The organism is Aquitalea sp. FJL05 (assembly GCF_003852595.1).
In the GTDB taxonomy this organism is placed as follows: domain Bacteria; phylum Pseudomonadota; class Gammaproteobacteria; order Burkholderiales; family Chromobacteriaceae; genus Aquitalea; species Aquitalea aquatilis.
This window is the reverse complement of the sequence record NZ_QAJS01000006.1, coordinates 24,654-42,774: the sequence shown is the minus strand read 5'-3', so window position 1 is coordinate 42,774 and position 18,121 is coordinate 24,654. Positions and strand designations below refer to the sequence as shown.

The 18,121-nt window shown below is 60.9% G+C and carries 15 protein-coding genes; 11 read left to right on the top strand and 4 right to left on the bottom strand.

Translation table 11 applies throughout. From position 1 onward, the window contains the following. Window positions 1–36 precede the first annotated feature (36 nt). Both DBR44_RS04960 and DBR44_RS04955 read right to left on the bottom strand, forming a co-directional pair. Entirely contained in the window at window positions 37–861 is an 825-nt protein-coding gene (locus tag DBR44_RS04960; protein ID WP_124642639.1) for a TIM barrel protein, read from the bottom strand. A gap of 26 nt (window positions 862–887) precedes the next feature. Then, complete coding sequence (locus DBR44_RS04955; RefSeq protein WP_124642637.1) at window positions 888–1,799, bottom strand: sugar phosphate isomerase/epimerase family protein; 912 nt, start codon at window positions 1,797–1,799, stop codon at window positions 888–890. A gap of 203 nt (window positions 1,800–2,002) precedes the next feature. Here DBR44_RS04955 and DBR44_RS04950 point away from each other — a divergent pair, with 203 nt between their 5' ends. From DBR44_RS04950 to DBR44_RS04925, 6 genes are all read left to right on the top strand, one after another. Next, window positions 2,003–3,058: a LacI family DNA-binding transcriptional regulator gene (locus DBR44_RS04950; RefSeq protein WP_124642635.1), complete on the top strand. Its 1,056-nt coding sequence runs from the start codon at window positions 2,003–2,005 to the stop codon at window positions 3,056–3,058. 188 nt (window positions 3,059–3,246) lie between these two features. Next, on the top strand, window positions 3,247–5,103 hold the full coding sequence (gene iolD, locus DBR44_RS04945) for a 3D-(3,5/4)-trihydroxycyclohexane-1,2-dione acylhydrolase (decyclizing) (RefSeq protein WP_233578376.1): 1,857 nt from the start codon (window positions 3,247–3,249) through the stop codon (window positions 5,101–5,103). A 403-nt stretch (window positions 5,104–5,506) separates the two neighbouring features. Beyond that, complete coding sequence (locus tag DBR44_RS04940; RefSeq protein WP_124642633.1) at window positions 5,507–6,445, top strand: sugar ABC transporter substrate-binding protein; 939 nt, start codon at window positions 5,507–5,509, stop codon at window positions 6,443–6,445. A 58-nt stretch (window positions 6,446–6,503) separates the two neighbouring features. Then, window positions 6,504–8,051 carry a sugar ABC transporter ATP-binding protein gene (locus DBR44_RS04935; protein WP_124642631.1) on the top strand — a complete coding sequence of 516 codons (1,548 nt, stop codon included), beginning with the start codon at window positions 6,504–6,506 and terminating at the stop codon, window positions 8,049–8,051. Between the two features lie 49 nt (window positions 8,052–8,100). Then, on the top strand, window positions 8,101–9,126 hold the full coding sequence (locus tag DBR44_RS04930; RefSeq protein ID WP_103525526.1) for an ABC transporter permease: 1,026 nt from the start codon (window positions 8,101–8,103) through the stop codon (window positions 9,124–9,126). A gap of 140 nt (window positions 9,127–9,266) precedes the next feature. Then, entirely contained in the window at window positions 9,267–10,178 is a 912-nt protein-coding gene (locus DBR44_RS04925; protein WP_124642629.1) for a DMT family transporter, read from the top strand. Here the strand turns inward: DBR44_RS04925 and DBR44_RS04920 are convergent. Continuing rightward, window positions 10,108–10,974: a MurR/RpiR family transcriptional regulator gene (locus tag DBR44_RS04920; RefSeq protein WP_124642627.1), complete on the bottom strand. Its 867-nt coding sequence runs from the start codon at window positions 10,972–10,974 to the stop codon at window positions 10,108–10,110. The genes DBR44_RS04925 and DBR44_RS04920 overlap by 71 nt on opposite strands. A 235-nt stretch (window positions 10,975–11,209) precedes the next feature. Here DBR44_RS04920 and iolC point away from each other — a divergent pair, with 235 nt between their 5' ends. From iolC to DBR44_RS04900, 4 genes are all read left to right on the top strand, one after another. Continuing rightward, entirely contained in the window at window positions 11,210–13,147 is a 1,938-nt protein-coding gene (iolC, locus tag DBR44_RS04915) for a 5-dehydro-2-deoxygluconokinase (RefSeq protein ID WP_124642625.1), read from the top strand. 22 nt (window positions 13,148–13,169) lie between these two features. Next, window positions 13,170–14,087, top strand: a complete 918-nt coding sequence (iolE, locus tag DBR44_RS04910) for a myo-inosose-2 dehydratase (protein WP_124642622.1) — start codon at window positions 13,170–13,172, stop codon at window positions 14,085–14,087. Continuing rightward, entirely contained in the window at window positions 14,084–14,881 is a 798-nt protein-coding gene (gene iolB, locus DBR44_RS04905; RefSeq protein WP_124642620.1) for a 5-deoxy-glucuronate isomerase, read from the top strand. Before iolE ends, iolB begins: the two co-directional genes overlap by 4 nt. 106 nt (window positions 14,882–14,987) lie before the next feature. Next, entirely contained in the window at window positions 14,988–16,481 is a 1,494-nt protein-coding gene (locus DBR44_RS04900) for a CoA-acylating methylmalonate-semialdehyde dehydrogenase (protein ID WP_124642618.1), read from the top strand. 204 nt (window positions 16,482–16,685) lie between these two features. Here DBR44_RS04900 and DBR44_RS20015 read toward each other — a convergent pair whose 3' ends face one another. Next, on the bottom strand, window positions 16,686–17,522 hold the full coding sequence (locus tag DBR44_RS20015) for an SPOR domain-containing protein (RefSeq protein WP_124642616.1): 837 nt from the start codon (window positions 17,520–17,522) through the stop codon (window positions 16,686–16,688). A gap of 139 nt (window positions 17,523–17,661) precedes the next feature. On the opposite strand from DBR44_RS20015, the gene ndk reads away from it, so the two are divergent. After that, window positions 17,662–18,087 (top strand): nucleoside-diphosphate kinase, encoded by a 426-nt coding sequence (gene ndk / locus DBR44_RS04890; RefSeq protein WP_124642614.1) that lies wholly within the window; start codon window positions 17,662–17,664, stop codon window positions 18,085–18,087. Window positions 18,088–18,121 lie beyond the last annotated feature (34 nt).

The window sequence follows — 18,121 nt, the reverse complement described above, 5'->3', positions numbered from 1 at the left end:
TTGCTTGTTATGTGATGTGCAGGGGGGCCTGCGGGCTTAGCTGGCAAGTTGCTGGCGGATGTAGTCCATGCTGCTCTGCAGCAGGGTTTCGCTGTCGGGGGCTTGCATGATGTCGCTGGCAAACGGCTCGAACGACACCACACCCTGATAGCCACGGACCAGTAGTTCCTTGAGTTGGGAGATATTGCCCAGCCGGTCGGCACTGCCCACCAGCACGCGGTGGCCGTCGCGCATTTCATGACTGGCCAGGGTGGTGGATTCCACGCCGGAGATATGAACCAGCCCGGTCAGTTCCGGAAAGAAAATGTCTTCGCCGGCCAGATGGTGGTGGAAGGTGTCGTGCACCAAGCGGAAATGGCGCTCGCCGGCGGCGGCGTAAATGGCGGTGACGGCCTCGGATTTGCGGCGCAATGCGCATTCCTCGAAACCCAGCGGCTCGACCAGACCGGTCATGCCGTGGTCGTCCAGAATCGGCTTGAGCTGCTTGAGCGCATGGATCAGATCCTGCTGGCGCTGGCTGGGGTTGCGGGCATCGTCGCGGCTGTTGAGCGGACACATCACCAGTGCCTGGGCGCCACAGTCGCGGGCATAGGCAGCCAATTGCATAGCACGCTGTTGCAGCTGGGCATCGAATACGTCAAACGGGTAGAGTGCATTGATGCTGCGGATGGTGATGCCTGCTGCGGAGGCGGCAGCGCGCAACTGGGCGGCCGGGGTGCCATTGCTGATTTCCACGCCGTTCAGATCGTTGCGGATTTCAATGTCGCTTACCCCCAGTCGGCGGCACATGGTCAGATAGTCGGGAAAGGGCAGGCGTGGCGCGCTGATGCGGTTGATGGCAAAACGGATGCTGTTGTTCATGATGGGCTTTCGGCGGGTGAGGGGGCTTACTTCGGTTGCCAGTGGCGGTAGTGCTGGTTCAGGTAGCGCTGCATTTCGCTCAGCATGAAGCGCGACGATTCATCGGCGCGTTCTTCCCAGGCAAACACGCAGGAAGACAGCACGCCGTCAAAGCCGACCTCGGCCAGGGTGGCGAAGAACACATCCCAGTCGATTTCGCCCTGGCCGATATCCAGATGCTGATGTACGCGCACATTGGCCCCCGGCGGATTGACGATGTAGCGCAGACCGGATGACGCCCGGTGATTGAAGGTGTCGGCCACCCGCACATGGGTTAGTACTGGCGCAGCGGCACGCAGCATGGCGGCCATGTCGTCGCCGTAATAGAAGGTATGTGGCGCGATATAGGACAGCTTGACCTGAGGCGAGCCGATTAGCTGCACGATGTCCAGTGCCGGCTGAAAGGTTTCGATCCAGTCTTCCGGATGCGGCTCTATCGATAGCTGCAGGCCTTCATGCTCGAAAATCGGCAGAAGTTCGTCCATCGAACGCCAAAATGCCGCCTCGCATTGCTCCGGGGTGTTGATGCCTGCGCCCATGCCCAGTGACCGTTCTGGCGCTGCGCCACGACCAAATTCGGAAATCAGGGTGTCGCACTCCAGCTCCACCGCAATTTCGATGGCCCGCTTCCAGTATTTCATTGCCGCCTGGCGTTCATCTTCGAACGGGCTGGACCAGCGGTACATCGGCTGCAAGGTGGCCAGGCTCACGCCATGCTCGCGCATGGCCTGCTTGAAGCTGGCCAGCCGTACGCCATTGGCACGCGGCATGGCCCACCATTGCAGCAGGTCGGCACGTGGGGATAACTCGATATGGCGGTAACCCAGCTCGGCCGTCTTGCGGCACAGCTCTGGCAGGCTCAGCTGCCGGTGCATGTAAGGGTCCAGAGCAATTTTCATGTCGTCCTCCAGTTCTTGTCGTATGGCCGGATAATGTTGCGGTGCACACCATGCCAAGCGCTTGATGCCTTGTGGCGGAAGGGTTGCAGGCTGGTGTGGTGGGACTGACTCTAGGGGAGGGAGAACAGCTTTTCAGTTGCTGTTTTGACGATAAATCGTCAATGTGGGCCGATTGCCCAGCTAGCAGCACAGGAAGGCTCCCCATGACTGCACCCGCTCGTCGCAAGAAAACCGCCCGCTTTATCGAAATTGCCGCCGCCGCCGGGGTGAGCGTGGCCACGGTGGACCGGGTATTGAACGAGCGCGGCAGCGTGTCTGCCCAGGCGCGGGACAGGGTAGTGGCTGCTGCACGCGAACTGGCAGTGCCACGGCTGTTGCCGGACACCCGTCACGGGCTGATTCATATCGACATCCTGTTGCCGGACAACCGCTCGCCATTTTTCCAGCGCCTGCGCCAGGCCTTGCAGCAGGCACTGCCCATGCTGGACCAGCGGGTGGTGGTGCATCAGCAAACGCTGGGCGAAAAAGACGAGGCAGGCCTGCTGCGCGCGCTGCGACCACGGCCCTACCTTCGGCAGGGGCTGATTGTGGCGGCACCGGATACCCCAGCAGTGCAGCTGGCCTTGCAAGCAGCCATCCAGCGTGGCGAGCAGGTGGTCCTGGTGGTGAGTAATGTGGCCGGCCTGCCACAGGCGCGCTATGTCGGCATCGACAACCACGCTGCCGGGCGTACTGCCGGCCTGTTGCTGGGGCGGTTGTGCCGCCAGCCGGGGCGGGTGCTATTGCTGTCCAGCCGGCCGGATTATCGTGGCCATCTGGAGCGCGCCAGCGGCTGTGCCGAGGTGCTGGCGCAGGACTTTCCCCATTTGCAGTGCGATCAGGTGGCCACCGCCACCCATGACGATGCCGACCGTTGCCATGCTGCGGTCAGCCTTGCCTTCAAGCAGGGGCAGCCGATTGCCGGCATTTACAACAGTGGAGCCGGCTCCCCGGGCATCGAAGCTGCGCTGCACCGCTATGCCATCCACGACAAGGTGTGTTGGGTGACGCACGAATTGTCGGACGACCACCGTCTGTATCTGCAACAGGGCCTGCTGGACGTGGTGATTGATCAGGACCCGGACGGCCAGGCCATCAAGGCCTTGCAGCATGTGCTGAGTGTGGCGGAGCAAGCGCCCGCCGCTGCCAGGGCTGGTCCGGCGGAATTCCGGTTGTATCTGGCAGAAAACATGTCAGCCCAGCCTTATCTGACCGGCTGAATCTGCCTGGCCGCAACGCCTTGGTTTCGCATTCAAGGAAATCAATTTCCAAAATAAAATAAAATGAAAAATATTTTGCAATTTGGTTGAAATCTTATATCGTAGTGGCAGACAAGCCCCTTACCGTTGATGGCCTGCCAGCGGCTCCGCCCAGCCGGGTGCAGGCTGTCTCCCCCTGGAGAATGGATGTGAAAACCGTACGTCTCACCGTGGCCCAGGCGCTGGTGCGCTATCTGGCCGCGCAGTTTGTCACCCTGCCGGATGGCCGCCGGGAGCGGCTGTTTGGTGGAGTGTGGGCCATTTTCGGCCATGGCAATGTGGCTGGTCTGGGCGAGGCGCTGCAGGCTGCGCAGGATGTGCTGCCCACCTTGCGCGCGCACAACGAACAGGGCATGGCGCTGGCCGCCACCGCTTATGCCAAGGCGCATTTCCGCCGCCGCATGATGGCGGTCAGTACCTCCATTGGCCCTGGTTGTACCAATCTGGTGACTGCCGCTGCCGTGGCCCATGTCAACCGCCTGCCCATGCTGCTGTTGCCAGGTGATGTGTTCATCTCGCGCGCACCGGACCCGGTGCTGCAACAAGTAGAAGATTTTCAGGATGGCGGCGTGTCGGCGGTGGACTGCCTGCGCCCGGTATCGCGCTATTTCGATCGCATCGTGGTGCCATCGCAACTGCTCACCGCCTTGCCACGTGCCATCGCCACCCTGACCGATCCGGCGCAGTGCGGCCCGGTGACGCTGGCGCTGCCGCAGGATGTACAGGCCCAGGCCTGCGACTGGCCGGAGTCCTTCTTTGCCGAACGCGATATCCATTTCCGCCAGCCGCCGCCGGAGCCGACCGAACTGGCCCGGCTGGCTGCCTTGCTGCGTCAGGCCAAGCGTCCGCTCATCGTCTGTGGTGGCGGGGTGCTGTATAGCGCTGGCGGTGTGGATGCACTGAAAAATTTTGTGGAAAGCCATGGCATTCCGGTGGGCGAAAGCCAGGCAGGCAAGGGTGCGCTGGCCTGGGATCATCCGCTGCTGGCGGGTTCCATTGGCGTAACCGGCTCGCCTGCGGCCAATGAGCTGGCCGAACAGGCTGACGTGGTGCTGGCCGTGGGTAGCCGCTTGCAGGACTTCACCACCGGCTCGCACACGCTGTATGCCCAGGCCACTTTGCTGTCCATCAATGTGAATGGCTTTGATGCCATCAAATGGGGTGGTCACAGCCTGCAATGTGATGCTGCGGTGGGTCTGGCGGCGCTGAGCAGTGCACTGCAAGGCTGGCAGGCAGACGCTGACTGGACGACACACAGCCAGCGGCTGTGCCATGGCTGGCGGCGTCAGGTGGCGGAGATCGTGCACAGCCCGCGTGCCAGCTTGCCGACCTATGCCGAAGCCATCGGCGCGGTACAGGCATCGGCGGTGGATTCGGCCGAACGCGACATCGTGGTGTGCGCGGCGGGCACCTTGCCTGCCGAATTGCACAAGTTGTGGCGCACCAGTACGCCGGGTGGCTATCACATGGAGTATGGCTTCTCCTGCATGGGCTACGAGGTAGCCGGCGGCCTGGGGGTGAAGATGGCCAGGCCGGAGCGGGAAGTCATCGTGATGGTGGGTGATGGCAGCTATCTGATGTTGAACAACGAGCTGGCCACCTCGGTGATGCTCGGCCACAAGCTCATCGTGGTGTTGTTGGACAATGCCGGCTATGCCTGCATCAACCGCCTGCAGCAGACCTGCGGAGGTGTGCCATTCAACAATATGCTGGCCGATTGCCTGCACGGCGAACACGGCATCCCGCAGATCGACTTTGCCCAGAATGCCCGTTCGCTGGGGGCGGAGGCGGAAACGGTCAGTACGGTGGCGCAACTGCAGGCCGCCATGCTGCGCGCCCGTGCCGCCAGCCGCAGTTATCTGATCCAGCTGCGCATCGATGGCCCGCAATGCACGCCGGAAGGTGGCAGCTGGTGGGAAGTGGGTATCCCGGAAGTATCGGAACGCGAGCCGGTGCGTGACGCTCGTGCTGCCTATGAAGAGGCCCGCCAGCGTCAGCGCCAGTGAGGCGGCTTGCTGGCGCCGCGGGGCTAGGCTGCTTGACCGAGCAGTACTGCGCTAGCCTGTTGAGAAAGCCACAGGTCTGAAAGACAGTAGCCATGCCATCGCGGCATGGCTTTTTCATTTTCTTGTTCAATATTTTTTCAGTAAATAATTTTAAAAAACAATTGGATAGATGATTTTTTTGCGCAGGGTGCTAGGTGATGGCAGGAAGATGTGTGGTATCTGTCAAAAGTAAAAATGGAAAAATATTTCTACTAATTTTTATTTGTGAAATTTTATTTGCAATAATGCGTGTGCTCACTTATCTTAGCTGCACGACCAGACGATATGCGCCTTGCATTGCACTGCAACATGGAAAACGGCGCATCTCGGGATCGAACCACTAATAAAGACAGGAGACGCATCAATGAAACGCATCACCAAGCTTGCTGGTTCCGCAGTGTTCTTTTCCCTCACCATGCTGGCCATGCCGGCCTCTGCTGCCAAACTGGGCGTGACCATGTCCGCCTTCGACGACAATTTCCTGACCGTGCTGCGCAACAATATGAAGACCTACGCCGGCAGCCAGAAGGGCGTGGACATCCAGTTTGAAGATGCGCAAAACGATGTGGGCCGCCAGCTCAGCCAGGTACAGAATTTCATTGCGCAGAAAGTCGACGGCATCATCGTCAATGTGGTGGATACCGACGCCACCCCGAAAATCACCAAGCTGGCCCAGAGCGCAGGCATCCCGCTGGTGTACGTAAACCGCATGCCGGCCGACAAGACCTTGCCGTCCAAGGTAGCCTTTGTCGGCTCTAATGAAGCCGAGTCTGGCACCGTGCAAATGAAAGAGGTATGCCGCCTGCTCAAGGGCAAGGGCAATATCGTGGTGATGATGGGTGATCTGTCCAACCAGGCTGCGCGCCAGCGCACCAAGGACGTGGAAGAGGTCATCGCCAAGGCACCGTGTAATGGCATCAAGATTGTGGAAAAGCAGACTGCCAAGTGGTCGCGCACTGATGGCCGCGACCTGATGATGAACTGGCTGAGTGCCGGTCTGCAGTTTGATGCCGTGGTGTCCAATAACGACGAAATGGCACTGGGTGCCATTCAGGCGCTCAAATCCGCCAAGCGTCTGGACAAGACCATCGTGGCTGGCGTGGATGCCACCCAGGATGCGCTTACCGCCATGAAAAACGGCGAACTGAAAGTCACTGTGTTCCAGAATGCCGCAGGTCAGGGCAAGGGCGCAGTCGATACCGCCCTCAAGCTTTCCCGTGGCGAGAAGCTGCCGTCGATGATTTGGGTGCCGTTTGAGCTGGTGACCCCGGCCAATCTGAAGAACTACCAGTCGCGCAACTAATTGCCGCAGCGGGCGGCATCTGCTGGACGATGCCGCCCGGCACGAGGAGGAGCAAGCCATGTTGAGCCTGGCCCCAGAAAAACCACTGACTACCGCCCCATCCCACCCGCCGGTGGCTGCCCAGCAGCTGCTGATCGAAGTGGAAGGTGTACGCAAGGCCTTCCCCGGCGTGGTGGCACTGGATGATGTGTCCTTTCGCCTGCGCGCCGGTACGGTGCATGCCCTGATGGGCGAGAACGGTGCTGGCAAATCCACCCTGATGAAGATTCTGGCCGGGGTGTATATCCCGGACCAGGGTGTTTATCGCCTGCACGGCCGCGAGATCGCCCTGACATCGCCGCTGGATGCACTGGAAAACGGCATCGCCATGATCCATCAGGAACTGAACCTGATGCCCTTCATGAGCATTGCCGAAAACATCTGGATCCGCCGCGAGCCGCTGAACCGTTTCGGCCTGATCGACCATGCGCGCATGTATCAGATGACGCGGGAGCTGTTTGCCCAGCTGTCCATCGAGCTGGACCCGGAAGCCAAGGTCGCCAGCCTGAGCATTTCCAGTCGCCAGATGGTGGAGATCGCCCGCGCCGTATCGTACAACTCCGATGTGCTGATCATGGACGAACCCACCTCGGCGCTGACCGAGCACGAAGTGGCGCATCTGTTCCGCATCGTGCGCATGCTGCGCGAGCAGGGCAAGGGCATCATCTATATCACCCACAAGATGAACGAGCTGTTCGAGATTGCCGATGAGGTGTCGGTATTCCGCGATGGCCATTTCATCGGCTGCAAGCAGGTGGAACAACTGAGCCACGATGAAGTGATCCGCATGATGGTGGGGCGTGAAATTACCGAGATGTTCCCCAAAACCATCGTGCCGATTGGCGATGTGGCACTGGAAGTGAGCCATCTCACACTGGATGGCGTATTCCACGATGTGTCTTTTTCGCTGCGTCAGGGCGAGATTCTCGGGGTGGCCGGCTTGATCGGCTCCGGCCGCAGCAATGTGGCGGAAACCCTGTTTGGCGTCAGCCCGGCCAGCAAGGGCGAGATTAAGGTGTTGGGTCAGGCGGTGGCAATCGATTCACCGCGCACCGCCATGCAGCACGGCATGGCCTTTCTCACCGAAGACCGCAAGGACACCGGCTGTTTCCTCAGCTTGAGCATTCAGGAAAACATGCAGATTTCGGTACTGGGTGGTGACAATCTGCAAGCCGGCTTTGTGCGGCAGCAGGCTCTGGATGCTATGTGCGAGGCCATGTCCGGCACCTTGCGGGTTAAGACACCCAATCTGCAGGAGCGGATTGAAAACCTGTCCGGCGGCAATCAGCAAAAGGTGCTGATTGGCCGCTGGCTGCTGACCAATCCGAAAATACTCATTCTGGACGAACCCACCCGTGGCATCGATGTCGGGGCCAAGGCGGAAATCCACAAGCTGATCTGCAAACTGGCAGGGCAGGGCGTGGCCGTGATCATGATTTCGTCGGAGCTGCCCGAGGTACTGGGCATGAGTGACCGCATCATGGTGATGCATGAAGGCCGGGTCACCGGCATCGTCGACCGCGCCGATGCCACCCAGGTCAGCATCATGACACTGGCTGCCGGCTGACCTCAGTTGGCCACGGCAGGCAAGCACAATAACAGCAGGAGAAGACAAGATGGCAATCAGCAATACGCAAGCACTGGGCAAATCTCCCAAGCCCGGTGCATTCCGGTTCAAACTGCCGGCCGAAGCACGCATCTTCATGGTGCTGCTGGGCGTGGCCCTGATTTTTGAACTGTTGGGCTGGATATTTGTTGGCCAGAGCTTTATCGCCAACAAGGAAAGGCTCATCGTGATGATTCTGCAGGTATCGGTCATCGGCATCATCGCCGTGGGGGTCACCCAGATCATCATCATGGGCGGGATCGATTTGTCTTCGGGCTCGGTGGTGGCACTCACCGCCATGGTGTCGGCCAGTCTGGCGCAGACCTCGGATTTTGCCCGTGCAGTCTTCCCCACGCTGACCGACCTGCCGGTGATTGCACCGCTGGCTGCCGGCCTGCTGGTGGGGCTGGTATGCGGGCTGATCAACGGTACGGTGATTGCCAAGACGGCCATTCCGCCCTTCATCGCGACCCTGGGGGTTATGGTTACGGCACGCGGCATGGCCAAGTGGTATACCCAGGGCGAACCCATCAGCATGCTGTCGGACAACTACGCAGCCATTGGTGCCGGCATCAATCCGGTCATCATCTTTCTGGTGACGGCGCTGGTGTTCCACATCATTCTCAGCTACACCCGCTACGGCAAATACACCTATGCCATCGGTGCCAACCGTGCGGCCGCCCGCGTGGCCGGCATCAATGTCAATCGCCACCTGATCCTGGTGTACACCGTGGCTGGCCTGCTATCCGGCCTGGCCGGCGTGGTGACCTCGGCACGGGCGGTATCCGGCCAGGCCGGCATGGGCATGATGTACGAGCTGGATGCGATTGCCGCTGCGGTCATCGGCGGTACCTCGCTCAACGGTGGTCTGGGCAAGATTACCGGCACCGTCATCGGTACGCTGATCCTGGGCACCATGACCTCTGGCTTCACCTTCCTGCGCATCGATGCCTATTACCAGGAAATCGTCAAAGGCATCATCATCGTGGTGGCCGTGGTGGCGGACCAGTACCGCCAGCGCAACCGCCGCAGCTAACAGCTAACTGACACGACGCAGGGTGTGACTCCGGTTAAACTGCTGCCGGCGTGACACCCTGTCGCAATTGCTCTGCAGGGTGTTGATCGGGAAGGCGAGCCTTCCCGTTTTTTCATTAATGGCGGGAAGGTGTTGTTGTTTTGAATCGTGCTCTGCGCCCCGGGCTGGCCGAAGCCAGCCTGATACTGGTTACCCTGATTGCCGGCTTTGGCTGGCTGTGTTCCAAGGAAGTGCTGCGCGGCATGCCGCCGCTGTTGTTTCTGGGCGTGCGTTTCGCCTCTGCCGGTGCGGTGCTGGCTGTGCTGGCGCGCCTGCGCGCTCAGCCATTGCCGTGGCGGCTGCATGCCACTAGCTGGTGGAGTGCGGCCATGCTGGCGCTGGCCATGGTGTTGTGGATGCTGGCCTTGCAACTGAGCCATAACCTGGGGGTGGGTGCCTTCATCGGTAGCCTGGGCGTGGTGCTGGCCCCGGTGCTGGCGCGGCTGATGTTTGGCACGGTGCTGCTGGCGCAGACCTTGTGGGCCATGCCGCTGGCGGTGCTGGGGGTGGCTGCCATGGCCTTGCATGGCGGTTGGCAGCTGGATGCGGCGGACAGCCTGCTTCTGGCTTCGGCTCTGGCGATGTCGGTGTTTCTCAATCTGAACGGGCGTGCGGGTGCGCGGGCACCGGCCTTGTCACTGACTGCCTTGCAGCTGTTGCTGGCCGGGGCGGCCGGTTTCGCCGGCAGTGCGCTGGTGGAGTCGTGGCCTGCCAGCTTGAGTCCGGCAGTGTGGGGCTGGCTGCTGGTTAGCATCTTGCTGGCCACTTGTGGCCGTTTCTTTTTGCAGGGTTGGGCGCAGGCCAGGGTGCCGATGCAGCGTTCGGCCTTCATCCTGCTGCTGGAGCCGGTATGGACCGCCTTGCTGGCCTGGTGGTGGTTTGGCAGCGGCATGAGCGCCAGCCAGCTGACCGGCGCCGGCCTGATCATGTCGTCCTTGCTGATCAGTCGTCGTAAGCCCCGGCGTCGCGGGTCTCTTCAATCACCAGTTCCAGCCGGTAAGACAGGGCAATGAACAAGGCCTGGCACAGACTGATGGTGCTGGTGAGCGAACGGAAGGCGAAGGCACTGCCTTCTTTTACCGTCAGTACCGCATCGGCATGGCGCGACAGCGGGCTGAGCTGACTGTCGGTAATCACCAGCTGCCTGGCCTTGCTTTGTGCGGCCACGCGCGCGCAGTAGCGGGTTTCCTTGCCATAGGGCTGAAAGCTGATGGCAATCAGCAAATCGTTTTCGCGGATGCTGCGGATCTGGTCGTGGTACATGCCGCCCAGCCCGGATACCAGGTGCACGCGCTTGGCTGTGTGTTGCAAGGCGTAGCTGATATAGCTGGCAATCGGAAACATGCGCCGCACTGCTACTACATAGATATTGTCTGCCTTCACCAGCAAATCAACCGCCTTGTCGATGGCGACCGGGTCCAGGGTCTGGCCCAGCTCGTCCAGGCCTTGCTGGCAGGCGGCAATGAAGTTCTGCGTTACCTGGGTGTTGCTCAGCGGCGTGTCCTGGGTGGCAATCACGCTGCGGATGCGCTTCTGGTAGTTGTTGACGTTGCTGGCTGCCGGGGCAAAGGCATCGCGGAACACCGTCTGCATGTCGGAAAAGCCGCTGAAGCCAAAGCGCTGGGCAAAACGCACAATGGCCGATGGCTGCACTTCGCAGGCATGGGCGATATCGGTTATCCGCTCCAGGATCAGTGTCTGGCGGTGTTCCTCGATATATTTGGCAATCACTTTCAGTTGCTTGCTCAGGCCTTCGTACTCCTCGGCAATCCGCTGCATCAGCTGGTCCGCGCTCATTTCCTTGCTCATGTTGTGAAGTTTCTGCTGTCTGGACCATCCTATTTTAGAGGGAATCGGCCAAGTTAGAAAAAATTATTTCGGAAATAAATTTCTATTAGAAATTAAATACGAAAAAAATGTTGCATTTGCCGTGGCCGCGTTTTATGCTGGTTGCAACCGATATGGCTGACGGATTGCTTCCCCGGGCGGGTGGGGGCAGCTTGCAGCGGCGGACAGTCACTCAACCAGACATAGAATGCACACCATGCAAAACACTACCCATTTTGCTGCCGACCGACCGCTGGACCTGATTTGCCTGGGTCGGCTGGCCATCGATCTGTATGCCCGCCAGTTGGGAGCCCGGCTGGAGGATGCCGCCAGCTTTGCCCGCTATCTGGGCGGCTCCTCAGCCAATATCGCTTTCGGCACCGCCAGGCTGGGCCTGAAGTCCGCCATGCTGTCCCGTGTAGGCGATGAGCACATGGGCCGCTACCTGCTGCAAACCCTGTCTGACGAAGGCTGCGATGTCAGTCAGGTGAAGGTGGACCCGGAGCGGCTCACCGCGCTGGTGCTCTTGGGCATCAAGGACCGCGATACCTTCCCCCTGCTGTTCTACCGCGAGAACTGCGCCGACATGGCGCTGGAAGAAGCAGATATCGATGAAAGCTTCATCGCTTCCAGCAAGGCGCTGCTGATTACCGGCACTCATTTTTCCACCGCCAAGGTCAACGCCGCCAGCCGCAAGGCCCTGACGCTGGCACGGCAGCACGATGTACGCACCGTGCTGGACATCGATTACCGCCCGGTGCTGTGGGGTATCACTGGCCGGGGCAATGGCGAGCAGCGCTATATCGCCAGCGACGGGGTGACTGCACATTTGCAATCGGTGCTGCCGCTGTTCGACCTGATTGTGGGTACCGAAGAAGAAATCAATATTGCTGGCGGTTCGGCTGACTTGCTGACCAGCCTGGCCACCGTGCGCCAGTTGGCACCGCAGGCCACGCTGGTGGTGAAGCGCGGGCCGCTAGGTTGTGCGGTCATTCCGGCGGCCATTCCGGCGCGCATCGAGGATGCTTTCTCGGTCAAGGGCGCACAGGTGGAGGTGATGAATGTGCTGGGGGCCGGCGATGCCTTTTTGTCGGGCTTCCTGTCTGGCTGGCTCAATGGCCGTGACTATGGCTGGTGCTGCACGCGCGCCAATGCCTGCGGTGCGCTGGTGGTGTCCCGTCATGGTTGCTCGCCAGCCATGCCCACCCCGGCCGAGCTGGATTACTTCCTTGGCCTGGAGCAAACACCGCTACGCCCCGGTGAGGATGCCACCCTCAGCCGCCTGCACCGGGTCAGTATCAAGCGCAAGCAATGGGACGACCTGTGTGTATTCGCCTTTGACCATCGCAAGCAATTTTTCGAGCTGGCACAGCAGAGCGGGGTAGATGAAGCGCGGATTTCCACTCTCAAGAGCTTGCTGGTGCAGGCAGTCGCCGAAACCGAGACCGCGCTGCAACTGCAAGGCCATATCGGCATTCTGGTGGATGACCGCTACGGCGAGGACGCCATGTATGCCGCCACTGGCCGCGGCTGGTGGCTGGGCCGTCCGGTGGAGCTGCCCGGTTCCAATCCGCTGGAGTTCGACCGTGGCCGCACCGCTACGGCCCGGCTGGAGAGCTGGCCGCAGGAACACATCATCAAATGCCTGGTGCAGTACCACCCGGATGACACGCTGGAAAACCGGCTGGAACAGGAAGCCCAGGTGCGTGCCATTTACGAGGCGGCACAGCTGAGCGGACACGAACTGCTGCTGGAAGTGATTCTATCGAAAAAGCTGCCGCAACAGCCGGATACCGTGCTGCGCGCACTCAAGCGTTTCTACAATCTGGGCATTTATCCGGAGTGGTGGAAGCTGGAATCCATGTCGGCCATGCAATGGCAGGCAGTGGATGCTCTGCTGGCCGAGCGCGACCCTTACTGCCGTGGCGTGGTGCTGCTGGGTCTGCATGCCTCGCTGGATGTGCTGCGTCAGGGCTTCGCCGACGCCGCCGTCAGCACCAGCTGCCGTGGTTTCATGGTGGGGCGCACCCTGTTCCATGAACCATCACAACGCTGGCTGGCCGGCGAACTGGACGATGCCGGGCTGATCAGCGCCGCCCGTGCCAATTTTGAAACCCTGATCGACATCTGGCACAGCCGTCGCCAGCCGCGCTAAGCATCACCGGAGGAGCACAATAATGAGCAAGCCATTCAAGGTAAGAATCGGCATCAACCCCATTTCCTGGTGCAATGACGACCTGCCTTCGCTGGGTGGAGAAGTGACGCTGGAGACCATCCTTGCTGAAGGCTCCCGCATCGGCTATCAGGGTTTCGAGCTGGGCAACAAGTTTCCGCGCGACCCGGCCGCGCTGGCCGCCGTGCTACGGCCCTATGGTGTGGCCTGCATTTCCGGTTGGCACTCCGGCTTGCTGGCCGAGGGCACGGTAGAAGACGAAATCCGTCGGGTCGAGCCGCATCTGCAATTACTGGTGCACAACGGCTGCAAGGTGATGGTGTACGGCGAAGTGGCCAGCGCCATTCAGGGCCAGCCACAGCCGCTGTACAAGCGCCCGCGTTTCAACAGCCAGCAGCAATGGCTGGCCTATGGCGCGCGCCTGAATGAATTTGCCCGCCACCTGCAATCCCGTGGCATCACTCTGGCCTACCACCACCACATGGGTGCTTATGTGGAAACGGCACAGGACATCGACCAGTTGATGGCGGTGACTGGGCCGGAGGTCGGTCTGCTGTTCGATAGCGGCCATATCACCTTCGCCGGTGGCGATGCCCTCGCCGTGCTGAAAAAACATATTGCCCGCGTGGTGCATGTGCATTGCAAGGACGTGCGCCCGCAAGTGGTGGCGCAGGCCTGGAACGGCAACTGGAGCTTTCTGCAGGCGGTGATCAACGGTGCCTTTACCGTGCCGGGCGATGGCTGCATCGATTTTGCGGCAATCCTGCAAACCCTGGCCGATCACGACTATGCCGGCTGGCTGGTGGTCGAGGCCGAGCAAGACCCGGTGGTGGCCCCCAGCTACGAATACGCCGACAAGGGCTATCGCACCCTGTCCGGCCTGGTGGCTGCCATCAATCAGCAGGAAAGGAATGTGGCATGAGTTTGCTGGTAAAGGCAGGCAAGGGACGCGAGATTGCCGATATCACCCCGCACCGTGCGGGCTGGCAGCACGTTGGCTTTCGCGCACTGCGGCTGGATGTGGGCGAGCAGGAAAACTGGCTGGACGCCGGGCGCGAATGCTGTCTGGTGATCCTGAGCGGCAAGCTGGCAGTGCGCGCAGGTGATCAGGCCTGGGATAGTCTGGGCGAGCGCAGCAGCGTGTTCGATGACCAAGCGCCGTGGGCGGTCTATGTGCCGGCCGGTACGGCGCTGACCATGGCTGCGCTGACTCCGGCCGAAGTGGCACTGTGCTCGGCTCCGGGCCAGGCAGGGCGCGAGGTACGGCTGATTGATCCTGCCAGCATGCAGCGCAGTGTGCGCGGCAAGGGGGCCAATACCCGCTATGTCACCGACATCCTGCCGCAAACCGAGCCTGCAGATGGCCTGCTGGTGGTGGAAGTGATTACCCCGTCCGGCCACTCCTCCAGCTACCCGCCGCACAAGCACGATCTGGACAATCTGCCGGCGGAAAGCGCGCTGGAAGAAACCTACTATCACCGCATCGACCCGCCGCAGGGTTTCGCCTTTCAGCGTGTGTATACCGATGACCGCAGTCTGGACGAATCGCATGCGGTGGAGAACCACGACGTGATGATGGTGCCACGTGGCTATCACCCGGTATGCGTTCCTTACGGCTACCAGTCCTATTACCTGAATGTAATGGCCGGGCCCAAGCGCCAATGGAGTTTTCGCAACGACCCGCAGCACGAGTGGCTGCTGCAGCTACCCGACTGAAGCCGACAGACCCGCCCTGTAGGGACGGGCCGCTCCGATCCCCACCGATTCCGTTTTGATGCCGAAGACAGGCAGGCCACCGGCTTGCCCGCCGCAAGGAGATTTCATGTTACAGATTCCGCATTTCATCAATGGCCAGCGTACGGCTGGCTCGGCACAACGCCATGCCGCGGTGTTCAACCCGGCATTGGGACGCCCGCAGGCCGAAGTGGCCCTGGCCGAACCACAAGATGTGGCCGCCGCGGTGGCAGCCGCCCATGCGGCCTTTCCGGCCTGGGCGGCACTGTCGCCGCTCAAGCGCTCGCGCATCCTGTTCCGCTTCAAGAGCATTCTGGAAGAACGCCAGCGCGAACTGGCTGCGGTGATTTCCAGCGAGCATGGCAAGGTGGAGTCCGACGCCCAGGGCGAAGTGCAGCGCGGGCTGGAAGTGGTGGAGTTTGCCTGCGGCATTCCGCAGTTGCTCAAGGGCGAATACACCGAGCAGGTGGCCAGCGGTGTGGATGCCTGGACCATGCGCCAGCCGCTGGGCGTGGTGGCCGGCATCACGCCTTTCAACTTTCCGGCCATGGTGCCGATGTGGATGTTCCCGGTGGCGCTGGCCTGCGGCAATAGCTTTATTCTCAAGCCCTCCGAGCGTGACCCATCGGCCAGCCTGCTGATCGCTGAATGGCTGAAAGAAGCCGGCTTGCCGGATGGCGTGTTCAATGTGCTGCAAGGCGACAAGCTGGCGGTGGATGGCCTGCTTACCCATCCGGATGTGGCGGCAGTCAGCTTTGTCGGCTCCACACCGATTGCCCGTTACATCTACGAAACCGGTGCTGCGCACGGCAAGCGGGTACAGGCGCTGGGCGGGGCCAAGAATCATATGGTGGTGCTGCCGGACGCCGATCTGGACATGACTATCGAAGCGCTGATGGGCGCGGCCTATGGTTCGGCTGGCGAGCGCTGCATGGCCATCTCCGTGGCCGTGGCCGTGGGCGATGTGGCGGACACGCTGGTGTCGCGGCTGGCCGAGCGTACCCGCCAGCTACGCATCAATGTCGGTACCGACCCCAAGGCCGAAATGGGCCCGCTGGTGACGCGCCAGCATCTGGACAAGGTGACAGGCTATATCGCCCAGGGCGTAGCCGAAGGTGCCCAACTGGTGGTGGATGGCCGTGGGCTGGTGGTGCCTGGTTGCGAGGAAGGCTTCTTTATTGGCGGCACGCTGTTCGATCTCGTTACGCCGGAGATGGCCATCTATCAGGAAGAAATCTTCGGCCCGGTGTTGGCCGTGGTGCGGGTAGACACTCTGGACGCGGCAGTACGGCTGATCAACCAGCATGCCTACGGTAATGGCACGGCCATCTTTACCCGCAATGGCGGTGCTGCCCGCGAGTTTGCCCACCGCATCCAGGTGGGGATGGTGGGCATCAATGTGCCGATTCCGGTGCCAATGGCCTTCCACAGCTTTGGCGGCTGGAAAGCCTCGCTGTTTGGCGACCATCACATGCACGGCCCGGAAGGGGTGCGTTTTTACACCCGCATGAAGGCCATTACCAGCCGCTGGCCGGCAGGGCAGGTGCAGAGCGCAGAATTTGCCATGCCGACACTGGGCTAGGCATCGTCAGAACTTCATTCCCTCATCCACAGTGGGACTTCCCGGGCAGCGCAGGCTGCCTGTTTTTACTCTGCAGAATGCAACAGGCCCGCCCTCATTAAATGAGGGCGGGCCTGACGTCTGCCAGCAAAAGGCTTGGAGCGGCTAACAAAATCGCGTAGCGCCCCTGGTGCAACGCCGCAGCGGGATTTTTGTTAGCAGCACTTATTGCGCGGCAGGCCCCAGTAGCGGGGTGTAGCCAAGGTTGCGCAGCTTGGCCATGGCCTCGTCCGCTTCGGCGCGGGTCTTGAACGGGCCGAGCTGAACGCGGGTTTCGGTGTGGGCTTCAATGCCCTTGGCTTTTAATTCCTTCACCAGTTTTTCCGCATTACCCATGCTGGAAAACAGCCCAAGCTGCAATTTGTAACCCAGCGAGCTGCCTTCCGGTTTGGCTTTGACCAGTGCGGTGGGCGGTGCGGTCACGCTGTTGTCGCTGTCGGTGCTGCTGCGTACTGGCAGGGGGGCAGGGGCTGCCTTGGCTGATGCACTATGTGTGGTGACCACTGCAACGGGCGGCGTGGCGGCTTGTGGGGCAGCCGCCGCGGCTGGTGCTGCCGGTGCGGGTTTGCTGGCAGGTTTGGCAGCGGCAGGGTGGGCTGCCGGCGGTGTGACCGGTTTGCTGCTGGCGACCGCCGGGGTCTTGCTGATGTCTGGAGTCTGCGGTGGCGTTGCCGTCGGCGCTGCTGGCGAGGCCGAGTTGCCGGCGTCAGTCTGGGGTGCGCTAGCCTCTACTGCGGGGGCGCTGCTTTCAACTGCTGGCTCTGCTGCGGGCTGTTCCAGTGCCGGGGCTGAGCTGGGGTTGACGATCTTGCCCGAACTGCCAACTGGGGTGGTGGCCGTCATTTCCACTTTGGGTTTTTTCATGCTGTCCAGCACGGGAATGGCCGCCAGTGCCACGGCAACGAGTCCGCCAGCAATCGCCAGCCGCTTTTTCAGCTTGCTGTTGAGGTCTTTTTCATCCGGAGCAGAGCCGGGGTCTTGCCGTTGGTTTTGTTCTGTCATGGCCTTGAATTTTTATGCAGCAGAGGCTTGAAAAGGCTGGTAAAATATCGGGTTCCTCAGAATTGCGTAACCCGAGTGGCTGAGCTAGAGCCTAGTTTAGCCACTTGTTCTGTTATTTGGGAGTATTTGGGAGATTTTTATGGCAATTGAACGTACCCTGTCCATCGTTAAACCGGATGCCGTAGCCAAGAACGTTATCGGCAAGATCTACGACCGTTTCGAATCCGCCGGTCTGAAGGTGGTTGCAGCCAAGCTGAAGCAGCTGTCCCGCGCTGAAGCCGAAGGCTTCTACGCCGTGCACAAAGAGCGTCCTTTCTTCAAGGATCTGGTTGATTTCATGATTTCCGGCCCGGTGATGATCCAGGCTCTGGAAGGTGAAAACGCCATCGCTAAGAACCGCGAACTGATGGGCGCCACCGACCCGAAAAAGGCTGACGCCGGCACCATCCGCGCCGATTTCGCCGATTCCATCGATGCCAATGCCGTTCATGGTTCTGACAGCGCTGAAAACGCAGCAATCGAAGTGGCTTATTTCTTTGCCTCTTCCGAGGTTTACTCCCGTTAATCTCGCTTTGCCGCTTTAAGTTGTACCGGGCGGC

What these genes read in the sequence shown, in the direction of transcription:
- DBR44_RS04950 (WP_124642635.1), top strand. Translation starts at nt 2,003, where the DNA reads ATGACTGCACCCGCTCGTCGCAAGAAAACCGCCCGCTTTATCGAAATT.
- DBR44_RS04900 (WP_124642618.1), top strand. Translation starts at nt 14,988, where the DNA reads ATGTTACAGATTCCGCATTTCATCAATGGCCAGCGTACGGCTGGCTCG.
- DBR44_RS04930 (WP_103525526.1), top strand. Translation starts at nt 8,101, where the DNA reads ATGGCAATCAGCAATACGCAAGCACTGGGCAAATCTCCCAAGCCCGGT.
- iolB (WP_124642620.1), top strand. Translation starts at nt 14,084, where the DNA reads ATGAGTTTGCTGGTAAAGGCAGGCAAGGGACGCGAGATTGCCGATATC.
- iolE (WP_124642622.1), top strand. Translation starts at nt 13,170, where the DNA reads ATGAGCAAGCCATTCAAGGTAAGAATCGGCATCAACCCCATTTCCTGG.
- DBR44_RS04920 (WP_124642627.1), bottom strand. Translation starts at nt 10,974, where the DNA reads ATGAGCAAGGAAATGAGCGCGGACCAGCTGATGCAGCGGATTGCCGAG.
- ndk (WP_124642614.1), top strand. Translation starts at nt 17,662, where the DNA reads ATGGCAATTGAACGTACCCTGTCCATCGTTAAACCGGATGCCGTAGCC.
- DBR44_RS20015 (WP_124642616.1), bottom strand. Translation starts at nt 17,522, where the DNA reads ATGACAGAACAAAACCAACGGCAAGACCCCGGCTCTGCTCCGGATGAA.
- iolC (WP_124642625.1), top strand. Translation starts at nt 11,210, where the DNA reads ATGCAAAACACTACCCATTTTGCTGCCGACCGACCGCTGGACCTGATT.
- DBR44_RS04955 (WP_124642637.1), bottom strand. Translation starts at nt 1,799, where the DNA reads ATGAAAATTGCTCTGGACCCTTACATGCACCGGCAGCTGAGCCTGCCA.
- DBR44_RS04960 (WP_124642639.1), bottom strand. Translation starts at nt 861, where the DNA reads ATGAACAACAGCATCCGTTTTGCCATCAACCGCATCAGCGCGCCACGC.
- DBR44_RS04935 (WP_124642631.1), top strand. Translation starts at nt 6,504, where the DNA reads ATGTTGAGCCTGGCCCCAGAAAAACCACTGACTACCGCCCCATCCCAC.
- DBR44_RS04940 (WP_124642633.1), top strand. Translation starts at nt 5,507, where the DNA reads ATGAAACGCATCACCAAGCTTGCTGGTTCCGCAGTGTTCTTTTCCCTC.